This window comes from Streptomyces sp. TLI_146 (assembly GCF_002846415.1).
Taxonomy (GTDB): domain Bacteria; phylum Actinomycetota; class Actinomycetes; order Streptomycetales; family Streptomycetaceae; genus Streptomyces.
Genome location: NZ_PJMX01000001.1, coordinates 7,297,921 through 7,318,112 on the forward strand (window position 1 = coordinate 7,297,921; position 20,192 = coordinate 7,318,112).

Here is a 20,192-nt window from a genome sequence, read left to right on the forward strand (position 1 = left end):
GCCGCGTCGACCCGTAAGGCACCACGCTCGCCCCGGTCCTCCCCGTCGGGCGGCGCCGTCGAGAGTCCCCGCCCCACCGCACGTCCCGGCAGCGGTACGAGTTCCGGCACCAGCGCAAGTCCCCGTATCAGCGCACGTCCCGGCAGTGGTACGAGCTCCACCAGCGGCCCGGCGCCGCAGGGCGGTCCACCCCCCGGCCGTCCGGCGCCCCCGCCGCCCCCGACCCTTCGGGGCTCTCCGCTGCCGCCACCCCCCTCGCAGCATCATCGGTCTGATTCGGAGTGTTCATGACGCCCGTAGCGCCGAACCCTGAACTTGTCATCGGAGTGAGCCCGTTGGGCCTGCCCGACCCCCGTCCGGTCGCCGAGGTCCGCCGGGCCGGCGGACTCGGAGTGCTGGATCTCGGAGCGGGCGACCGCCGCGCCAGAGAGGCACTCGCGCGCGTACGGCACTGGACGGCGGGCGCGTTCGCCGTCCGGGTCGGGCCGTACTGTGCGCTGACACCCGAGGAGGTGGCCGAGGAGTGCGGCGGCGCCCTCCCGCCCATCGTGCTACTTGCCGCCGACGCCGACTGGAAAATCGGCCAACTGGCCGACGAATGCCGGGTGTTGGCGGAGGTCGGGGACCGGGACGAGGCGCGCCGGGCCGCGGCGGACGGCGCGTACGGGCTGGTGGCGCGCGGCAGCGAGTGTGGCGGCCGGGGCGGTGACCTCGGCACGTTCGTCCTCCTCCAGGCGCTGCTCGCCGACCCGGCGTACGACCTGCCCGTATGGGCCTGCGGGGGCATCGGCCCGCGTACGGCGGCGGCGGCCGTGGCCGGCGGCGCGGCCGGGGTCGTCCTCGACACCCAGCTGGCCCTGCTCGCCGAGTCCGGCATCGACGACGAGGCGGCGGCGGTGCTGCGCACGGCGGACGGATCCGGGACGAGCGTCGTCGACGGCGTCCGGGTGCTGCGCAACGTCCGCACCGGCCTCGAACTCCCCTTAGGCCAGGACGGGTTCCTCGCCGCCCGGTTCGCCGACCGGTGGGGCACCGTGGCCGCGGCCGTACGTGGAGTGCGCGAGGCCATCCTCGCCGCCGTGGGCGATCCGGCCGTGGCCCGGACCCTGGCGGCGGGTTCCGCGATGGCGGACGCGCTCGGCACCCGCCTGCCGGTCGTCCAGGGCCCGATGACCCGGGTCAGCGACCGCGCGGGCTTCGCGGCGGCCGTGGCGCGCGAAGGGGCGCTGCCGATGCTGGCGCTCGCCCTGTCCGACGGCGACCAGAGCCGCGCCCTCCTTGAACGAACCCGCGACGAACTGGCCGGACGTCCCTGGGGCGTGGGCATCCTCGGCTTCGCGGACAGCCGGATCAGGGCGGAACAGCTCGCGGCCGTACGGGCGGTCCGGCCCACCCACGCGATCATCGCCGGGGGTCGCCCCTCCCAGGCGGCCGACCTGGAGGCGGTCGGCGTCAAGACGTTCCTGCACGTGCCGTCGGCCACGCTGCTCGAACAGTTCATTGACATGGGCATGCGTAAATTTGTCTTCGAAGGCGCCGAATGCGGCGGACATGTCGGACCGCGCAACAGCTTTCCGCTCTGGGAGGCGCAGTTGGCGGTGGTCGAGGAGTACGTGGCCCGCGCGCCCGGCACCGCGGGCGACTTCCAGGTGCTGCTCGCGGGCGGCATCCACGACGAGCGCTCCTCGGCCATGGCCGCCGCGCTCACCGCCCCGCTCGCCGCACGCGGCGTCGCGGTCGGCGTCCTGATGGGCACCGCCTACCTGTTCACGGCCGAGGCGGTCGAGCACGGCGCGATCCAGCCGGTCTTCCAGCGCCAGGTGATCGCCGCCGGGGCCACCGCCCTCCTGGAGAGCGCCCCGGGCCACGCCACCCGCTGCGTCGCCAGCCCGTACACCGCCGACTACGCGGCTGCCCGCGCCCGTCTGCGCGCCGACGGCACCCCCGACCGCCAGGCGTGGGAGGAGCTGGAGCGGCTGAACATCGGGCGGCTGCGGATCGCCAGCAAGGGAGTGGAGCGGGAGGGCCCCGAGCTGCGGCCGGTCTCCGAGCAGCGCCAGCTCGACGCCGGGATGTTCATGGCCGGTGAGGTGGCCGTGCTGCGCTCGGCGGCCACGACCGTCGGCGCGCTGCACGACGCCGTGAGCCGGGGCGCCACCGCCTTCGCCGAGCGGCGCTCGGCCGAGCTGCGCGAAGCCCTCGGCGTGTCCGAAGAGGTCGTCGAGGAGCCTGCCGCGCAGCCGCTCGACATCGCTGTCGTGGGCATGGCCTGCATGTTTCCGAAGGCCCCCGACCTGGCGACGTACTGGGCGAACGTCATCGGCGGCGTCGACGCGGTCACCGAGGTCCCCGCCGACCGCTGGGACCCGGAGATCTACCACGACCCCACGGGCGAGCGCGCCGGTACGACCGCGTCGCGGTGGGGAGGCTTCCTGCCGCCGATCCCCTTCGACCCGTTCGCGTACGGCATCCCGCCCGCCTCGCTCGGCAGCATCGAACCCGTACAGCTGCTCGCCCTCGAAGCGGCCCGGCGGGCGCTGGAGGACGCCGGGTACGGCGAACGGCCCTTCGACCGCTCCCGTACGTCCGTGGTCTTCGGGGCGGAGTCGGGCAGCGACCTGTCCGGCGCGACCACCCTGCGCATGGTCCTGCCCGCCTATCTGGGGGAGATACCGGCCGCCGTCGAGGAGCAGCTGCCCACGCTCACCGAGGACTCCTTCCCCGGCATGCTCGCCAACGTCATCGCGGGCCGGATCGCCAACCGCCTCGACCTCGGCGGCGCCAACTACACAGTCGACGCGGCCTGCGCCTCCTCGCTCGCCGCGCTCGACGTGGCCTGCAAGGAACTCGCCTCCGGCACCAGCGAGATGGTGCTCTGCGGCGGCGCCGATCTGCACAACGGCATCAACGACTACCTGCTGTTCTCGTCGGTGCGCGCCCTCTCCCCGACCGGCCGCTCCCGTACGTTCGACGCCTCGGCCGACGGGACCGTGCTCGGCGAGGGGGTGGCCTGCGTGGCGCTGAAGCGCCTGGCCGACGCCGAGCGGGACGGCGACCGGGTCTACGCCGTGGTCAAGGGCATCGGCAGCGCCAGCGACGGCCGCTCCCTCGGGCTCACCGCGCCCCGGCCCGAGGGCCAGCGGGCCGCGCTGGAACGGGCCTACCGGGCGGCCGGGATCCCGCCCGCCCGCGTCGGCCTTGTGGAGGCGCACGGCACCGGGACCGTGGTCGGCGACCGCACCGAACTGGCCACGCTGACCGCCGTGTTCACCGAATCGGGCGCGGCGCCGGGCGGCTGCGCGCTCGGCTCGGTCAAGTCCCAGCTGGGCCACACCAAGTGCGCGGCGGGCCTGGCGGGCCTGATCAAGGCGGCGATGGCCCTGCACACCGGCATCACCCCGCCCACGCTCCACCTCCAGGAGCCGAACGCGGCCTGGGACCCCGCCACCAGCCCCTTCGCCTTCCACGCCGAGGCCCGGCCGTGGGCGGCCCCGCCGGCCGAACGGGTCGCCGGGGTCAGCGCGTTCGGCTTCGGCGGCACCAACTTCCACGCGGTGCTCACCGCCCACGCCACGGACGCGCCACCGGCCCAGGGGTACGAGGAGTGGCCGGCCGAGCTGTTCCTGTTCCGGGGCGCGGACACGGCGGCGGCGGGGCGGGAGGCCCAGTGGCTGCTGGGCGAGCTGGGTGGGCCGGGCGCGGGGCTGCGGCTCCGGGACGCGGCGCTGGTGGCGGCCCGGCGCGCCGAGACGCGGCCGGGTCCGGTGCGGATCGCGGTCGTCGCGGAGAGCGTCGACGAGCTGCCCGGGCTCCTGCGGAAGGCGGCGGCAGGGGAGCGGGGACAGGGGGTGTATCTGGCGGACGGGTCCGAGCCGGGCGCTGGCTCACCCGGGACGGGCGGGCCCGGGAGCGAGGGCTTCGGGGCCGACGCCAAGGTGGCCTTCCTCTTCCCCGGCCAGGGCAGCCAGCGGCCCGGCATGCTCGCCGAGCTCCTCGTCGCCTTCCCGGAGGCCGCGCAACTCTTACGGCAGGGCGGGTCGTACGCCCACGCGCTCTATCCGCCCAAGGCCTTCGACCCGGGCGCGGCCGACCGTCAGCAGGAGACGCTGAAGGACACCAGGATGGCTCAACCGGCCCTGGGGATCGCTGGGGTGACGGTAAGTCACATTCTGGAGTGGGCAGGCGTAAGGCCCGACATGGCGGGCGGGCACTCCTACGGGGAACTGGTGGCCCTGGCCGCTGCCGGAGCCCTCACCCCCGACGCGCTGCTCGACCTGAGCGCCCGCCGGGCCGAATCGATCCTGGACTCGCTCGGGGAGGACCCCGGCACCATGGCGGCGGTCGCGGCCGCCCCCGCCGACGTGGAGCGCGTCCTCGCCGATGCGGGGCTGACCGGCCGGGTCGTGGCGGCCAACCGCAACGGCCCCCGCCAGACCATCGTCTCCGGCCCCACCGCCCTGGTGGACGAGGCGCTGGACCACCTCCGGGGCGCGGGACACGCCGTGCGGCGCATCCCGGTCGCCTGCGCGTTCCACAGCCCGCTGGTCGCCGGTGCGGGCGAACGGTTCGCCCCGGCCCTGGCCCGGCACCCGGTCAGGGCGCCGGAGTTCCCGGTCTGGAGCAACCGCACCGCCGCCGTCTATCCGGCCCGGCCCGAGGGCGTACGCGCCGAACTGGCCGCGCAGATCGGGTCGCCGGTGCGGTTCGCCGAGCAGGTCGAGGCGATGTACGCGGCGAGGGCGCGGATCTTCGTCGAGGCGGGGCCGGGCACGGTGCTGACCGGCCTCGTCGGCCAGATCCTGGGCGACCGGCCGCACCTGGCACTCGCCTGCGAGCCCCGCCCCGGCGCCGGGCTGCGCGGCCTGCTGGAGTCGCTGGCGCGGCTCGCGGTCGCGGGTGTGCCGGTACGCGCCGGGCGGCTCCTCCAGGGCCGGGGCGCGGTGACGGTACGGCCGGAGCCGCCCGGCTGGACCGTGGACGGCCACCTGGTCCGCACCCGCTCCGGCGACCTGCTGCCCGGAGCCCTGCAACCGGCCCGACGGGTCAGTCTGGAGACGAACACGGTGACGCGCGACAGCCCCTCCCAGCACGACCTCATCGCGGACTTCCTGCGCACGACGCGCGAGCTGGTCGCGGCCCAACGGGACGTCCTGCTCACGCACTTGGGGGCGACGGGCGGCGCCGCGTCCCCGCCGCCGGTCCCACCCCGTACGGAATCCGTCTCCGTCGTACAGGCCCCGGTGGCGTCCGAGGAGGCCCCGCAGCCGGTCGTCGTCGACATCGAGCAGGCCGTGCTCACCGTCATCAGCGAACGCACCGGCTATCCGGTCGACATGATCGAGCCCGATCTGGACCTCGAAGCGGACCTGAGCATCGACTCCATCAAGCGCACCGAGATCGTCGGAGAGCTGGCCCGCCACCTCGCGGGGACCCGCACCTTCGATGACGCGGAGATGGAGGAGCTCTCCCGGGCCCGTACGGTCGCCGCGATCACGGCGTGGATCACCGGGCACGAGACACAGGCCGGGCCCGAGTCCGGGCCCGCGATCGCCGCACCCGAACCCGAGCCCGTCCGGGGCGTCGCCCCGCGCCGCTTCCTCCTGGAGGAGACGCCTCTCGACGTGCCCGCCACGCCACCGGACGCCGACCTCCACGGCAGGCGCTTCGCCCTGCTCGGCGGCGGTGCGACCGCCGAGGAGCTGGCGGCCCGGCTGCGGGAGCGGGGCGCGCAGGCCGTCGCGTACGACACCGACCGCAGGCTCGACCCGGCCGACGGCCCCCTCGACGGGGTCTTCCACCTGGGAGCCATGGCCCCGTCCAGCGGTGGCGAGGCGCTGCTCCCCGGGGCCTTCGAGGTCTTCCGGGCCGCACTGCGCCTCGGACCCCGGTGGCTGATCTGCGGCAGGACCGCGCCCGGCGCCGCAGAGGACGCGGGGGCGGGGCTGCACGGGCTGTTCCGGACCATCGGGCGGGAGTACGGCGACATCGCCGCCCGCGTCGTCGACCTGGACCCGGCGGCCACCGCCGCGCGGCGGGCCGACTTCCTGCTGGCCGAGCTGTACGCAGAGGACCGCGCCCCCGTCGTGGTGCGCACCGATGCCGGGCGGTACGGGTACGAGCTCGTGGAGCGCGCCCTCGGCGGGCTGGCGCGGACCGGTGCGGGGCCCGCCGGGGACGGGGCCGCCGAAGCGGCGGCGCTCGGGCTCGACCGGGACTCCGTCGTCGTACTCGCCGGAGGCGCGCGCGGCATCACCGCCGACGTCGCCCTGGCGCTCGCGGCGGCCTCCCACTGCCGCATCGAGCTCTTGGGCAGGACCCCGCTGCCCACCGGGCCCGAGGACCCGGAGCTGGCGGGCGCCGCCGACGCGGCCGCGCTGCGGGCGCTGCTCGCCGCCCGGGGGGACCTGGCCCCCGCCGCGATCGAGCGCGAGGTGAGGAACGTCCTCGCGGGCCGCGAAGTCACCCACACCCTCGACCGGTTGGAGCGCCTCGGCAGCCCCGCCGCGTACCGCGTCGCCGACATGTGCGACGGCGGGGCCGTGGCCCAGGCCGTCAAGGAGATCCAGGCCGAACACGGGCGCATCGACGTGGTCGTGTACGCGGCGGGCGTGATCGAGGACCGGCTCATCGAGGAGAAGGACCCCGAGTCGTTCCGGCGGGTGTACGCGACGAAGGCGGACGGCGCCCGCGCCCTGCTCGACGCCGCGTCCCAACTGCCCCACGGCCCCGGGACGGCCGTCCTGTTCGGCAGTGTCTCCGCCGTCCTCGGCAACCGGGGGCAGAGCGACTACGCCGCCGCCAACGACGCGCTCGCGCAACTCGGCGAGCGGTGGGCGCGGCGCACCGGGCGGCGGGCGCTGACCGTGCACTGGGGGCCGTGGGCGCCGTCCGCGGTGCACGGCGGCATGGTCACCCCGCACCTTGCCCGCGAGTACGCGCGGCGTGGTGTCGCCCTCATCGACCGCGAGGAGGGCGCGCTCGCCCTGCTCCGGGAGCTGGCCTGGGGCGACGCGTCGACCACGTCCGTGGTCTACACGGCGTCGGGTTGGTGACATGACCGCCGAGACGTCACGGGCAACGGATATGAGGGGGCGTCAAGTCCCCGTCGCCATCGTCGGCATGGCCGTCCTGCTGCCCGGCGCCGGGGACCTGGACGCGTACTGGCGCAACCTCGTCGACGGCGTCGACGCCGTACGGGAGGTGCCCGAGGGGCGCTGGGACCCGGTCTACTACCGGCCCGGCGACCCGGGCGGCGCCGCCGACCGGATCTACTGCCGGCGCGGCGGCTTCGTGGACGGCCTCGCCGAGGTCGACGCCGCCCGCTTCGGCATCATGCCGAACTCCGTCGCGGGCACCGAGCCCGACCAGCTCATCGCGCTGTCGGTCGCGGCCCGGGCCCTCGCGGACGCGGGCGGCGAGGAGCGGCTGCCCGAGCGCGGCCGGGTCGGGGTGGTCCTCGGCCGGGGCGGCTACCTCAACCCGGGCCTCGTCCGCCTCGACCAACGGGTGCGTACGGCCCACCAGTTGACGCGGATCCTGGGCGAGCTGCTGCCCCACCTCGCCCCGGACCAGCTCGACCGGGTGCGGGCCGCCTTCACCGAGACGCTGGGACCCGAGCACCCGGAGTCGGCCATCGGGCTCGTCCCCAACCTGGCGGCGTCCCGCGTCGCCAACCGCCTGGACCTGCGGGGCCCGGCGTACACGGTGGACGCGGCCTGCGCGTCCTCGCTCATCGCGGTGGACCAGGCGGTGGGCGAACTGGCCTCGGGCCGCTGCGACCTGATGCTCGCGGGCGGCGTCCACCACTGCCACGACATCACCCTGTGGAGCGTCTTCGCCCAGCTCCGCGCCCTCTCGCCGAGCCAGCGCAGCCGCCCCTTCCACGCGGCCGCCGACGGCATCCTCATCGGCGAGGGCACCGGCGTCGTCGTCCTCAAGCGCCTCGCGGACGCCGAACGCGACGGCGACCGCGTGTACGCGGTGATCCGTGGCACCGGCGTCGCGGGCGACGGCCGCGCCGCCACTCTGCTGAACCCCGACCCGGGCGGCCAGACCCGCGCGGTCCGCCAGGCCTGGCGGGCGGCGGGCCTCGACCCCCGCGACCCCGGATCCCTCGGCCTCCTGGAGGCGCACGGCACCGGCACCCCGGCGGGCGACACGGCCGAACTGGCCACGCTGGCCGAGGTTTTCGGGCCCGGCGCGGACGGCGCGGACGCGCCCGTCATCGGCTCGGTGAAGTCGATGATCGGCCACTGCATGCCCGCGGCGGGCGTCGCCGGACTGGTGAAGGCGGCCCTCGCCGTGCACCACGCGACCCTGCTGCCGACCCTGCACTGCGATGACCCGCACCCCGCCCTCGCCCGCACCCGCTTCCGCCCGGCGGCGGCCGCCCGGCCGTGGGAGGGGCCGCTGCGCCGGGCCGCCGTCAACGCCTTCGGCTTCGGCGGGATCAACGCCCATGTGGTCCTGGAGCAGGCGCCGGGAGCCGTGCCCGCCCGGCGCCGGGCGGCCGTGCGCGAACCGGAGCGCGTGCTGCGCCTGTCCGCAGACACCGTGGAGTGCCTGGCGCGGGCCCTGGACGCGGACGACGCGACGGTACGGGAGCGGGGCGCCGCCCCGTACGCGCGAGACACGCTCACGGCCCGGCTCGGCATCGTCGACCCGACCGCCAAACGGCTGGCGCTCGCCCGCCGTGCGGTGGCCCAGGGCCGCCCGTGGCGCGGCCGCAGCGATGTGTGGTTCGCCCCGCACCCGCTGCTCGGGGAGGCGGGCGGGGGCAAGGTGGCGTTCGTCTTCCCCGGCCTGGAGGCCGAGTTCGCGCCCCGGGTGGACGAGGTGGCCAAGCACTACGGGCTGCGGCTGCCGGGCCGTACGTACACCGAGGCGACCGACGTCGCCCGGCACGGGCTCGGCGTGCTCCGCGTCGGCCGGGTCCTCGACGAGGCCCTGCGCGCGCTCGGCGTCCGGCCCGACGCCGTCGCCGGACACAGCGTCGGGGAGTGGGCGGCGATGATCGCGGGCGGCATGTTCGCGGCCGACAAGGCGGACGCCTTCTTCGCCTCCTTCGACCCGGACTCGCTCCGGGTGCCGGGCCTGGCGTTCGCCGCGATCGGCGCACCTGCGGCCCGGGTGAGCGAGGCGCTCGCCGACTGGCCGGACCTGGTCCTCTCGCACGACAACTCGCCCGGCCAGTCGATGGTGTGCGGCCCGGAGGCTCCCGTAGAGGAGTTCGCGGCGAAGCTCCGGGCCGAGCGCGTGATCTGCCAGGTGCTCCCGTTCCGCTCCGGCTTCCACACACCCATGCTCGCTCCGTATCTGGGCCCGATGAAGCGGGGCGTGGACGCCGCGGAGATCCTTCCGCAGCGGGTCCCGGTCTGGTCCGGCACCACGGCGGCCCCGTTCCCGGCCGACCCCGACGGGGTCCGCGCCCTGTTCGTCCGCCACCTCCTGGAACCGGTACGGTTCCGGCCGCTCGTCGACGCCCTGTACGCGGCGGGCTTCCGCGCCTTCGTCCAGGTGGGCACGGGCCGTCTGACGTCGCTGATCGACGACACCCTCAAGACCCGCGACCACCTCACGCTCTCCGCCAACTCGCCCCGGCGCGGGGGGCTGGCACAGCTGTTGCGGGTGGAGACGGGGCTGTGGGCGGAGGGGTACGCGCTGTCGCCCGCCCGGCCGGTCGGGGCGCGCTCCTCCGCCGCCGCCCCGATTCCCCTCGACCTGGGGGCGGCGCTGGTTGCCCTGGACCCTCGCCGGGTGGAGGAGTTACGTGCGGAGCTGAGCCCTCGTACCGAGGTACGGGCCGAACACCGCCTATCAGCAGGCGTGTTGGGGGCGTCGCTCACCCCGCACCACCCCGTCGCGGCAGAGCTCGACGCGCTGATGCGGGAGACGGCGGACAGTGTCGCGGCGGTACTGGAGGCGGCGGGCCCGCCCCCCGAGCCCGAGCCCGAGCCCGAGTCCGATCGCGAGCACCGCACCCGGCTCCGCGTCTCCACCGCCGACATGCCCTACCTCCTCGACCACTGCTTCTTCCCCCAGCGGCCCGGATGGCCCGATCTGGCCGACCGGCATCCGGTCGTCCCCGCCACCACCGTCCTGCACCATCTGATGGCCGCCGCCGAGCGGGCCGCGCCCGGGCACCGGGCCGTCGCCGTCCACGACGTGCGGCTGGAGCGGTGGGTCAACGCCATCCCGGCGGTGGACGTGACGATCACCGCCCGGCCGGACGGCCCCGGGCGGTGGGCGGTCGCGTTCGGGCCGTACGCCCGCGCGAGCGTCGAGCTCGCCCCCGGCTACCCGGCCCCGCCGCCCGCGCCGCCACTGGACGCGGCCGACGAGCGGGCGCCCGGCATCGCGGCGGCCCAGCTCTACGAGGACCGGTGGATGTTCCACGGGCCTGCCTTCCAGGGCGTCACCGCCCTGCGCGGGGTCGGGCCCCGGCACGTCCGGGGCACGATCACCACGCCTTCCGCGCCGGGCGCGCTCCTCGACAACGTGGGCCAACTCCTCGGCTACTGGCTGATGTCGACCCACCCCACCCGCACCGTCATCTTCCCCGTCGCCCTGGCGGAGGCCCGCTTCTTCGGGCCGCCCCCGCCCCCCGGAACCCCCGTCGACTGCCACGCCGTCATCACCTCGCTCACCGAGGACACCCTCCTCGCCGACGTCCGGCTCACCCTGCCCGGCGGGGCGGTGTGGGCGGAGCTCTCCGGCTGGCGCGACCGCCGGTTCTCCGGGCTCGACGCCCGCAGGTCCGGCGGCTACCCGGAGCACCTGGCCCTCGCCGAGGCCCGGCCCGGCGGCTGGTGCCTGCTGCGGGACGTATGGCCGGACCCGGCCTCCCGCGACCTGCTGATGCGCATCCAGCTGGGCCGGGCCGAGCGCGAGGCGTACGAGAAGAAGCCGCCGCGCGGCCGGCGGCAGTGGCTGCTCGGCCGGATCGCCGCCAAGGACGCGGTACGGAGGTGGCTGTGGGAGCGCGGCGAGGGCGCGGTGTTCCCGGCCGAGATCGAGATCGTGAACGAGGAGTCGGGGCGGCCCCGTGCCGTGGGGGTGCACGGCCGTACGCTCCCGGCGCTCGACCTCTCCCTCGCCCACCGGGGCGATCTGGCCGTCGCTGTCGTACGCCCCGCGCGCCCCGGCCCGTACGGCAGCGGTGTCGGTATCGACATCGAAGAGGTCGCGGAGCGCACCCCCGAGACCCGGCGCGTCGCCCTCGGTTCCCGTGAACTCGCCCTGCTGGAACGGCTCGTGGCCGGATCGGGAGAGCCCGAGGCCCTCTGGTTCACCCGGTTCTGGACGGCCAAGGAGGCCGCCGCCAAGGCGGAGGGCACCGGGTTCGGCGGGCGGCCGCACGCCTTCGAAGTGACCCATGCGGCCGGTGAGGCCCCCGACTCCCTCACCCTCACCGTCACCGTCGACGGCCGCCGCCACCACGTCCACTGCACGCTCGTCGACCCCACCCATGTCGTGGCCTGGACCACGGCTGCGACGACCCTTGAGGAGAACACCCAGTGACCACCAGCGAACGGCCGCCCGGCCCCGTCCCGCTCGCCCCGCCCGACGAGGAGCAGGTCCTGGCCGAGATCGCCGCCCTGATCGTGGAGGTGCTCGGGGACTACGCCCCCGACCCCGCCGACATCCGCCCCGAGACCCTGTTCGGCGACGATCTGGAGCTGGAGAGCATCGACCTCGTCATGCTGTCCGGACATCTCCAGGAGCGGTACGGCGAACAGGTCAACTTCGCCGAGTTCGTGGCCTCCCTGGAGATCGACGAGGTGATCGCGCTGTCCGTGGGGCGGCTCGTCGACCATGTCCTGCGCAGCCTGGGCGCGGCCCCGGAAGCGGGAGCCGCCCCATGGTCATGATCCGCGCGAACGGTCTCGGCCTGCACGTCCAGCGGCTGCGCCCGCCCCACCGACGGCCGGAGGCCACCGTGGTGTTCGTCCACGGCGCCTTCATCGACAGCCTCGCCAGCTACTACTTCACCCTCGGCCCCAGGTTCGCCGAGGCCGGGTTCGACGCCGTCATGTACGACCTGCGGGGACACGGCCGCAGCGAACGCCCGCCCAGCGGCTACACCCTGGAGCACTTCACCGCCGATCTCGACGCGCTCCTGGACGAACTGGGCATCGCCCATCCTGTCCACCTCGTCGGCAACTCCTTCGGCGGCACGGTCGCCCTCGACTTCGTGGTCCACCGGCCCGAGCGGGTCGCCACCGTCACCGTGGTCGAGTCGGGGCCCGCCAGCCGGGCCTGGTCCCACACGATGACGAACGCCCTGCGCCACGCGGGGGACATGGGGGACGACGAGGCGCTGGTGTGGTTCACCGAGCAGTACGGGACGCTCTCCTCGACCCGGACCGGCGACGCTCGCCACGACGCGCACATCCGCCGCCTCGGCCGGGCCGCCGCCCGGCTCGTACGCGCCACCACCATCGCCGAGGACATGCCCACCGGGCGGGTGCTCACCGACGAGCAGCTGGGCGGGGTGCGCTGTCCGGTCCTGCTGGTCAACGGGCAGGAGGGGCTGGTGGCGGCCGAGTCCGCCCGGCTGCGGTCGCTGCTGCCGCACTGCCGGGTCGCGGTGGTGCCGGGGCAGAAGCACTCGGTCCTGGTCGAGGCCTCCGACGCGGTCGGGCGGCTCGCCCTCGACTGGGTCCGCGAGCACGCCGCAGCCGCGCCCGAGCCCAGTGGACCGGGGCCGGTCCGGTGAGCCGCTTCCTGTTCGTGGTGCCGCCGCTGACCGGCCACATCAACCCGGCGGCCGCCGTCGCCGCCGAGCTGACCGCGCGCGGCCACGAGGTGGCGTGGGCGGGACGGCCCGCGATCGTCGAGCGGCTGGTGGGGGAGCGGCCCCGGGTGTACGGGTGCGCCGGGCCCGACCACCTCGCGGGACGGCCTCCGCAGCTGCGCGGAGTGGCGGCGCTGAAGTTCCTGTGGGCCGACTTCCTCGGCCCGCTCGCCGAGGCGATGGCGCCCGGGGTGGAGGCGGCGATCGCCGCGTTCGGCCCGGACGTGGTGGTGGCCGACCAGCAGACCGTGGCGGGCGCCCTGGTGGCGGAGCGGCTCGGCGTGCCCTTCGCGACCTCGTCGACCACCTCGGCCGAACTCACCGAGAGCATGGCCGGAATGCCCGGGGTGCGCAGCTGGCTCACCGGGCTGCTCGGCGAGCTGAGGCAGCGCATCGGCGACCCGGCCGCCACCCACGACCCGCGCTTCTCCCCGGCCCTCACCCTCGCCTTCACCACCCCCGAGCTGACCGGCCCGTACACCACACCGCCAACGGACCTGCGGTTCGTCGGACCGGCGCTGGCCGCCCGGCGCTCCGCCGCCGGGGACTTCCCCTGGCAGTGGCTGGACCTGGCGCCGGGCACGGCGGCGGTCCTGATCACGCTGGGCACGGCCAACACCGACGCGGGCGGCCGCTTCCTCGCCGAGAGCGTCGCGGCGGTCCGCGCCCGCACCGGACAGCTGCGGGCGGTGGTGTGCGACCCCGGCGGGCTGCTCGGGGCGGTGCCGGCCGGGCCCGATGTGCTGGTCAGGGCGGAGCTGCCGCAAGTCGCCCTGCTGGAGCGGATGGCGGCGGTCGTCTGCCATGCCGGGCACAACACCGTCACCGAGGCGCTGTGGCACGGGGTCCCGCTGGTGGTCGCGCCGATCCGGGACGACCAGCCGGTCGTGGCGGCCCAGGTGGTGGGCGCCGGGGCCGGGGTGCGGGTGAAGTTCGCGCGGGCGGGGCGCGAGCAGATCGGCGCGGCCCTGGACGCGGTGGTGACCGAGCCGGGCTACCGGGACGCGGCCCGCCGCGTCCGGGACGCCTTCCGCGCCGCCGGCGGCGAGTCGGCCGCTGCCGCGCACCTCGAAAAGCTCGCCGCCGAGGCGCCCGTCGCCGGGCGCGCCCGATAGCCCCCACAGAGAGGGACGCACATGCCCGACAGCGAACGGATCGCCGAACTCCGCCCGTCGTACCGGGACGAACTGGCCCGCGGTACGGGCCGCTTCTTCCTGCCCGCGCGCACCGACTGCCCCTGGTGCCTGGGCACGGACCTGCGCCGCAAGTTCCGCACCACGGACCTCATCCAGGGCAAGCCCGGCGAGTTCGTCCTCGACCGGTGCCGCGGCTGCGGTCACGTCTTCCAGAACCCGCGCCTGAGCCAGGAGGGCCTGGACTTCTACTACCGGGACTTCTACGACGGCCTCGGCGCCGAGACGACCGCCAAGATGTTCGAGGGCAGCGGCAGCAAGAAGCGGTTCCGCCGCAGCGCCCGCGCGCTGCGGCGGGTGGCCCTGCCCGGCCGGTGGCTGGACGTCGGCACCTCGCTCGGCCACTTCTGCGCCACCGCCAAGGAGGTGCTGCCCGACACCCGGTTCGACGGCCTCGACATGGGCGAGGGCGTCGAGCTCGCGGCCAAGGAGGGCCGCGTCGAGGAGGCCTACCGGGGCCACTTCGTGGACCTCGCCGAGGAGATGGCGGGCCGCTACGACGCGGTGAGCATGTTCCACTACCTGGAGCACACCCTCGACCCGCACCGCGAACTGGCCGCCGCGCACCGGGCGTTGGCGCCCGGTGGACATCTGCTGATCGAGGTCCCCGACCCCGAGTCCCTTTCGGGGCGGCTGCTCGGCCGGCTCTGGCTGCCCTGGTTCCAGCCCCAGCACCTGAACATGGTCCCGATGGGCAACCTGTGCCGGCGGCTGGGCGAGCTCGGCTTCACCGTCGAGGTGGCCGAGCGGCGCGACGCCCACATCCCGGCCGACCTGGTGTGCGCCACCTGGTTCCTGTTCGACTGGCTGCTGCCGCGCGACGACGCGCCCTGGCGCCCGCGCCGCCCCGGCCGCGCCGCACGGGCCGTCAGGTCCGCGCTGGTGTGGGCGGCGCTGCCGGTGCTCATCGCGGTGTACGGGCTCGACCAGCTGCTCAACCCGCTGGCGCGGCGGACCCGGTTCTCCAACGCGTACCGGGTGATCGCGCGCCGCGACGGCTGAGCGCGCCGCTCATCCGCCCGACAGCACCTCGGCCAGGTCGTAGCGGACCGGTTCCTCCAGCTGGGTGTACGTACAGCTGTCGGGGGACCGGTCCGGGCGCCAGCGGCGGAACTGGGCGGTGTGCCGGAAGCGGTCGCCCTCCATGTGGTCGTACGCCACCTCGCACACCCGCTCCGGCCGCAGCGCCACCCACGACAGGTCCTTCTTGCCGGTCCAGCGGCTCTGCGCGCCCGGCAGCCGGGCGCCCTCGTGGGCGGCCTCGTCCAGCCAGGCCGCCCAGGGGTGCCCGCCGCCCACCGGGTCCTCCAGCAGCAGCGGCGCCAGCTCCTCGACCAGCTCGGCCCGCCGCTTCATCGGGAAGGCCGCGCAGACCCCGACGTGCTGGAGGGCGCCGGAGGCGTCGTACAGGCCGAGCAGGAGCGAGCCGACGACGGGGCCGCTCTTGTGGAAGCGGTAGCCCGCCACCACCACGTCGGCCGTGCGCTCGTGCTTGATCTTGTACATCAGCCGGGCGTCCGGGCGGTAGCGCAGATCGAGCGGCTTGGCCACCACGCCGTCGAGCCCGGCGCCCTCGTACCGCTCGAACCACTCCTGGGCCTCCTCGGCGTCGGTGGTGGCGGGCGCCAGGTGTACCGGCGCCGTGACGCCCTCCAGGGCCTTCGCCAGGGCCGTCCGGCGCTCGCTCAGCGGGGTGTCGAGCAGCGAGTCGTCGCCGAGCGCCAGCAGGTCGAAGGCGACGAAGCTGGCCGGGGTCTGCTCGGCCAGCAGGTTCACCCGCGAGGCGGCCGGGTGGATGCGCTCGGTGAGCCGGTCGAAGTCGAGCCGTCCCTCGTGGACGATGACGATCTCGCCGTCCACCACACAGCGCCGCGGCAGCCGCTCCTTGAGCGCCTCGGCGAGCTCGGGGAAGTAGCGGGTCAGGGGCTTGCCGTTGCGGCTCCCGATGACGATCTCGTCGCCGTCGCGGTGCACGATCGCCCGGAAGCCGTCCCACTTCGCCTCGTACTGCATCCCGGGCGGAATCCTGGCGACCGACTTGGCGAGCATCGGCTTCACGGGCGGCATCACCGGCAGATCCATGCCATTGATTCTCGCCGGACTGTGCCGATATGCGCCATTTGCGGCTCCCGCCTACCGTGGCCTGCATGGGCACGAGCAAGGGCGAGGCCGTCGAGCTGGACGTGGCCGGACGGGCCGTCCGGCTGTCCAACCCGAACAAGGTGTACTTCCCGGAGCGCGGCTACACCAAGCTCGACGTGGCCACGTACTACCTGGCCGTCGCCGACGGGATCACCCGCGCGCTGCGCGACCGCCCGACCACCCTGGAGCGCTACCCCGACGGCGTCGACGGCGAGTCCTTCTTCCAGAAGCGGGCCCCCAAGAACCTGCCCGAGTGGATCCCCACCGCCCGCATCTCCTTCCCCAGCGGCCGCCACGCCGACGAGATCTGCCCGGCCGGGCCCGCCGCCGTCCTGTGGGCCGCCAACCTGGGCTGCCTCACCTTCCACCCGTGGCCGGTGCGGCGCGCGGCCACCGACCACCCCGACGAACTCCGCATCGACCTGGACCCGCAGCCCGGCACCGACTTCGACGACGCGGTCCCGGTCGCCCACGAACTCCGCGCCCTGCTGGCCGAGTCGGGCATCCGGGGCTGGCCCAAGACGTCCGGCGGCCGGGGCATCCACGTCTTCGTCCCGATCGAGCCGCGCTGGACCTTCACCGAGGTGCGCCGCTGCGCCATCGCGATCGGGCGCGAGCTGGAGCGGCGCATGGCGGGGAAGGTCACCACCGCGTGGTGGAAGGAGGAGCGCGGCGAGCGGATCTTCGTCGACTACAACCAGACGGCCCGCGACCGCACCATCGCCTCCGCCTACTCGGTCCGCCCCAAACCGCACGCCCCGGTCTCAGCGCCGCTGCGCTGGGACGAGCTCGACTACGTCCACCCCGAGGACTTCGACCTGAAGACCATGCCCGCGCGGTACGCCGAGGTGGGGGACGTCCACGCCGACATGGAGGACCACGCCTTCGGCCTGGAGCCGCTGCTCGAACTGGCCGCCCGCGACGAGCACGAACACGAGCTGGGCGACATGCCCTACCCGCCGGACTACCCCAAGATGCCGGGGGAGCCCAAGCGGGTGCAGCCGAGCCGCGCCAAGAAGGAGGAGGCGTAGCCGCCTAGGCGGTGGGCGGGCGGCGCTCCGCCGGGGGCAGCAGGAGTATCTCCAGGGCCTGCGCGCACGCCCGCGCCTGGGCCAGGAACCAGGCGCCGCGCTCGTCCGTCATCACCGCGGGCGCGGCCCGCAGCGAGAGGGCGAAGCGGGCGTGGCCGGAGCGGTCGAGGACCGGCACGGCGAGCGTGCGCGTCCCGTATCCGGTGCCGTACGCACCGGTGGGCGCCGTCTCGCTCTCCTCGCGCGCGAAGCCGTCGGCCCGGACATCCGCCAACTCCTCGTCGAGCGCCGCCGGTTCGTCGGTCCGGGGCCAGGCGAGCAGCACCCGGCCCGGCGCGGTCGAGCGCAGCGGGCGGCGCAGCCCGGCCAGCGGGGGCACCGGGCCGCCCGCGACGCTCACCACGTGCGGGCCGCTGCGCAGCGCGAGGTCGGCCGCGGCGCCGGTCCGCGCGGCCAGGTCGGCCAGTTCGGGGGCGGCCAGATGCAGCCCGCGCTGGTGGTACGAGAGGCGGCCGAGCTCGGTCATGGCGGGGCCGAGCCGGTAGCGCGCGGTCCGCACGTCCTGCTCCAGGAAGCCCGCGCCCACCAGCGTGCGGGCCAGCCGGTGCGCGGTGGAGACGGGTAACCCGAGCCGCCGGGAGAGATCGGACGCGCTGAGGTCGGGACCGTTGTCGTGGAAGGAGTGCAGCACCTCCAGGGCGCGCTGCACGGCCTGCGCGCCGGTCGGGGTGCGCACCGTGGTGGCCTCGGTCATATCGGCTCCCTGCCGGGTCGTGATCGACGAAGGGCTCCACACTACGGCCGGGTCATCTGGTCGCTCAGGGCAACGGCGAAGGCGACCGGAACCGCTCCGGCAACGCGTTGCCCATGGCCGGTGGAGGACCGGGAAGGGCCGGTGAGCGGTGCCCCGGCAGCCGTAATCGGCCAAAGACCGCGCGGCGGGAGAAGATCGTTCAACGATCATTGACCGGACGTTGATCCGGCCGGGCCAGCATGGATGTCATGTCGATCAACACCACCATCGCCGGGCAGGAACTCGCCTGGCAGGAGACCGCGTTGTGCGCCCAGGCGGGGCCCGAGTTCTTCTTCCCCGCGCCCGGGAGCTCGACGCGGGAGGCCAAGCAGCTCTGCGGCAGCTGCGAGGGGCGCCAGGCGTGCCTGGAGTACGCGCTGGCGAACGACGAGCGGTTCGGCGTCTGGGGCGGCCTCTCCGAGCAGGAGAGACTCCAGCTCCAGCGCAGCCGGGCCTGACACCGGGAGCCCGAGCCACGAACCCGGCCGCCTCAGGAACGGCCGGGTTCCGCCGGCGGACGCGCGTGCCCGTTTCGGGGGCGGGCCGCGCGTCCGCGCTCTGGCACGTCCGGCCCCGGCCGGTCATGCTGGACGAGCTGGAGGACCCAACGTCACGGCCTGGGGGGCGTGTTGAGGACAGCGGGCGGTACGGCGCGCACATACGACTACATCGTGGTGGGAGCGGGTTCGGCGGGCTGTGTGCTGGCGGCGCGGCTCTCCGAGGACCCCGGCGTCCGGGTCGCGCTCGTCGAGTCGGGCCCGCGCGACCGCAAGCCGGAGATCCGCGTCCCGGCCGCCTTCCCGAAGCTCTTCAAGACCTCGTACGACTGGGACTTCACGACCGCGAAGCAGGAGGCGCTGGGCGGGCGCGAGCTCTACTGGCCGCGCGGCCACACCCTCGGCGGCTCCTCGTCCCTCAACGCCATGATGTGGGTCCGCGGCCACCGCGCCGACTACGACGCGTGGGGCGAGGCCGCCGGGCCCGAGTGGGCGTACGACGCGTTCGTCCGGTACTTCCGCCGGGCCGAGCGCTGGACGGGCCCGACGCCCCGGGATTCGGTGTACGGCACGGACGGGCCGCTGTGGATCTCGCCGCTGCGCGACCCGAACCCGCTCACCTTCGCCTTCCTCGCCGCCTGCCACGACCGGGGCATCACGGGGCTCAGGGAGCTCAACGGCCCCGACCACTCCGGGTACGCCACGACGCCCGTCAACCAGCGGAAGGGGCGCCGGTGGAGCGCCGCCGACGGCTATCTCAAACCGGCCGCGCGCCGTCCCAACCTGGACATCCTCACCCAGACACGGGTGCGCGGGCTGGAGTTCGAGGGGACGAGGGTCACCGGCGTCGTCACCGCGGGCGGCCCGGGCACTCTCACCGCCCGACGCGAGGTCGTCCTCAGCGCGGGCGCCGTCGGCTCGCCGCACCTGCTGATGCTCTCCGGGATCGGCGACCCCGAGCGGCTGCGGGAGGCCGGGGTCGAGGTGAAGGTGGCGTCACCGGACGTCGGCCGCCACCTCCAGGACCACCTCGCGTACGCGGTGACCGTGCGCTGCCCCCGGCCCGTCACGCTGACCGGCGCCGACACGCTCCCCAACCTCGGCCGCTTCCTGCTGCGCGGCCGGGGCCCGCTGACGTCCAACCTCGCGGAGGCCGTCGCGTTCGTGCGCACCCGGCCCGATCTGGTGGCGCCGGACATCGAGCTGATCTTCGCCCCGGCACCGTTCGTCGGCCACGGGCTCACCCCGCCCACCGAGCACGGCCTCACCGTCGGGGTGGTCCTGCTGCAACCCGTCGGCGAGGGCCGGATCGACCTGGGCGGCACGGCCGCCGCCACCCCGCCCCGGATCGACCCCGGCTACCTCACCGCCGAGGAGGACCTGCGGCGGCTGATGGTGGGGGTGCGCCGGGCGGAGCAGCTGCTCGCGACCCCGGCCCTGGCCGAGCACACGGCGGGGCCGCTGGCGCCCTACCCGGGCGTCGTCGACGACGAGGCGCTCGCGGCGGCGGTGCGCGGCTCGGCCGAGACGCTGTACCACCCGGTGGGCACCTGCCGCATGGGCCGTGACGAGGGCTCGGTCACCGACCCCCGGCTCCGGGTGCGCGGCGCCGAGGGCCTGCGGGTGGTCGACGCGTCCGTCATGCCGCGCATCACCCGCGGCCACACGCACGCCCCCACGGTCGCCCTGGCGGAGAAGGCCGCGGAGCTGATCCGGGAGGACGCGCGGTAGCGGGGTCGG

General features: G+C 75.3%; 11 protein-coding genes. 9 read left to right on the forward strand and 2 right to left on the reverse strand.

What is annotated here, in order from left to right; all coding sequences use genetic code 11:
- The first annotated feature begins 287 nt into the window (after window positions 1-287).
- Genes BX283_RS32485 through BX283_RS32510 form a run of 6 tightly spaced genes read left to right on the forward strand, consistent with a single transcriptional unit; the run spans window position 288 to window position 14,991 of the window.
- Window positions 288-7,052, forward strand: a complete 6,765-nt coding sequence (locus tag BX283_RS32485; protein ID WP_101390995.1) for a type I polyketide synthase — start codon at window positions 288-290, stop codon at window positions 7,050-7,052.
- A 31-nt stretch (window positions 7,053-7,083) separates the two neighbouring features.
- Entirely contained in the window at window positions 7,084-11,520 is a 4,437-nt protein-coding gene (locus BX283_RS32490) for a type I polyketide synthase (protein WP_101390996.1), read from the forward strand.
- A complete protein-coding gene (locus BX283_RS32495; protein WP_101390997.1) occupies window positions 11,517-11,870 on the forward strand; it encodes a phosphopantetheine-binding protein in 354 nt (117 codons plus the stop codon). Before BX283_RS32490 ends, BX283_RS32495 begins: the two co-directional genes overlap by 4 nt.
- Window positions 11,861-12,718, forward strand: coding sequence for an alpha/beta fold hydrolase (locus BX283_RS32500; protein WP_101390998.1), 858 nt, complete (start codon window positions 11,861-11,863; stop codon window positions 12,716-12,718). The genes BX283_RS32495 and BX283_RS32500 overlap by 10 nt, the downstream gene beginning before the upstream one ends.
- A complete protein-coding gene (locus BX283_RS32505) occupies window positions 12,715-13,911 on the forward strand; it encodes a glycosyltransferase (protein WP_101390999.1) in 1,197 nt (398 codons plus the stop codon). The genes BX283_RS32500 and BX283_RS32505 overlap by 4 nt, the downstream gene beginning before the upstream one ends.
- 21 nt (window positions 13,912-13,932) lie before the next feature.
- Window positions 13,933-14,991: a class I SAM-dependent methyltransferase gene (locus BX283_RS32510; RefSeq protein WP_101391000.1), complete on the forward strand. Its 1,059-nt coding sequence runs from the start codon at window positions 13,933-13,935 to the stop codon at window positions 14,989-14,991.
- Between the two features lie 9 nt (window positions 14,992-15,000).
- Here BX283_RS32510 and BX283_RS32515 read toward each other — a convergent pair whose 3' ends face one another.
- A complete protein-coding gene (locus tag BX283_RS32515; RefSeq protein ID WP_101391001.1) occupies window positions 15,001-16,071 on the reverse strand; it encodes an ATP-dependent DNA ligase in 1,071 nt (356 codons plus the stop codon).
- Between the two features lie 65 nt (window positions 16,072-16,136).
- On the opposite strand from BX283_RS32515, the gene ligD reads away from it, so the two are divergent.
- Window positions 16,137-17,162, forward strand: a complete 1,026-nt coding sequence (gene ligD / locus BX283_RS32520; RefSeq protein ID WP_101391002.1) for a non-homologous end-joining DNA ligase — start codon at window positions 16,137-16,139, stop codon at window positions 17,160-17,162.
- Window positions 17,163-17,166: 4 nt separating this feature from the next.
- On the opposite strand, the gene BX283_RS32525 is transcribed toward ligD, so the two are convergent.
- Window positions 17,167-17,916, reverse strand: coding sequence for an IclR family transcriptional regulator (locus BX283_RS32525; RefSeq protein ID WP_101391003.1), 750 nt, complete (start codon window positions 17,914-17,916; stop codon window positions 17,167-17,169).
- 248 nt (window positions 17,917-18,164) lie between these two features.
- Here BX283_RS32525 and BX283_RS32530 point away from each other — a divergent pair, with 248 nt between their 5' ends.
- Together BX283_RS32530 and BX283_RS32535 are read left to right on the forward strand one after the other, a co-directional pair.
- A complete protein-coding gene (locus tag BX283_RS32530) occupies window positions 18,165-18,413 on the forward strand; it encodes a WhiB family transcriptional regulator (RefSeq protein ID WP_101391004.1) in 249 nt (82 codons plus the stop codon).
- Window positions 18,414-18,581: 168 nt separating this feature from the next.
- Window positions 18,582-20,183 (forward strand): GMC family oxidoreductase, encoded by a 1,602-nt coding sequence (locus BX283_RS32535; RefSeq protein WP_257584013.1) that lies wholly within the window; start codon window positions 18,582-18,584, stop codon window positions 20,181-20,183.
- The last annotated feature ends 9 nt before the right edge of the window (window positions 20,184-20,192 follow it).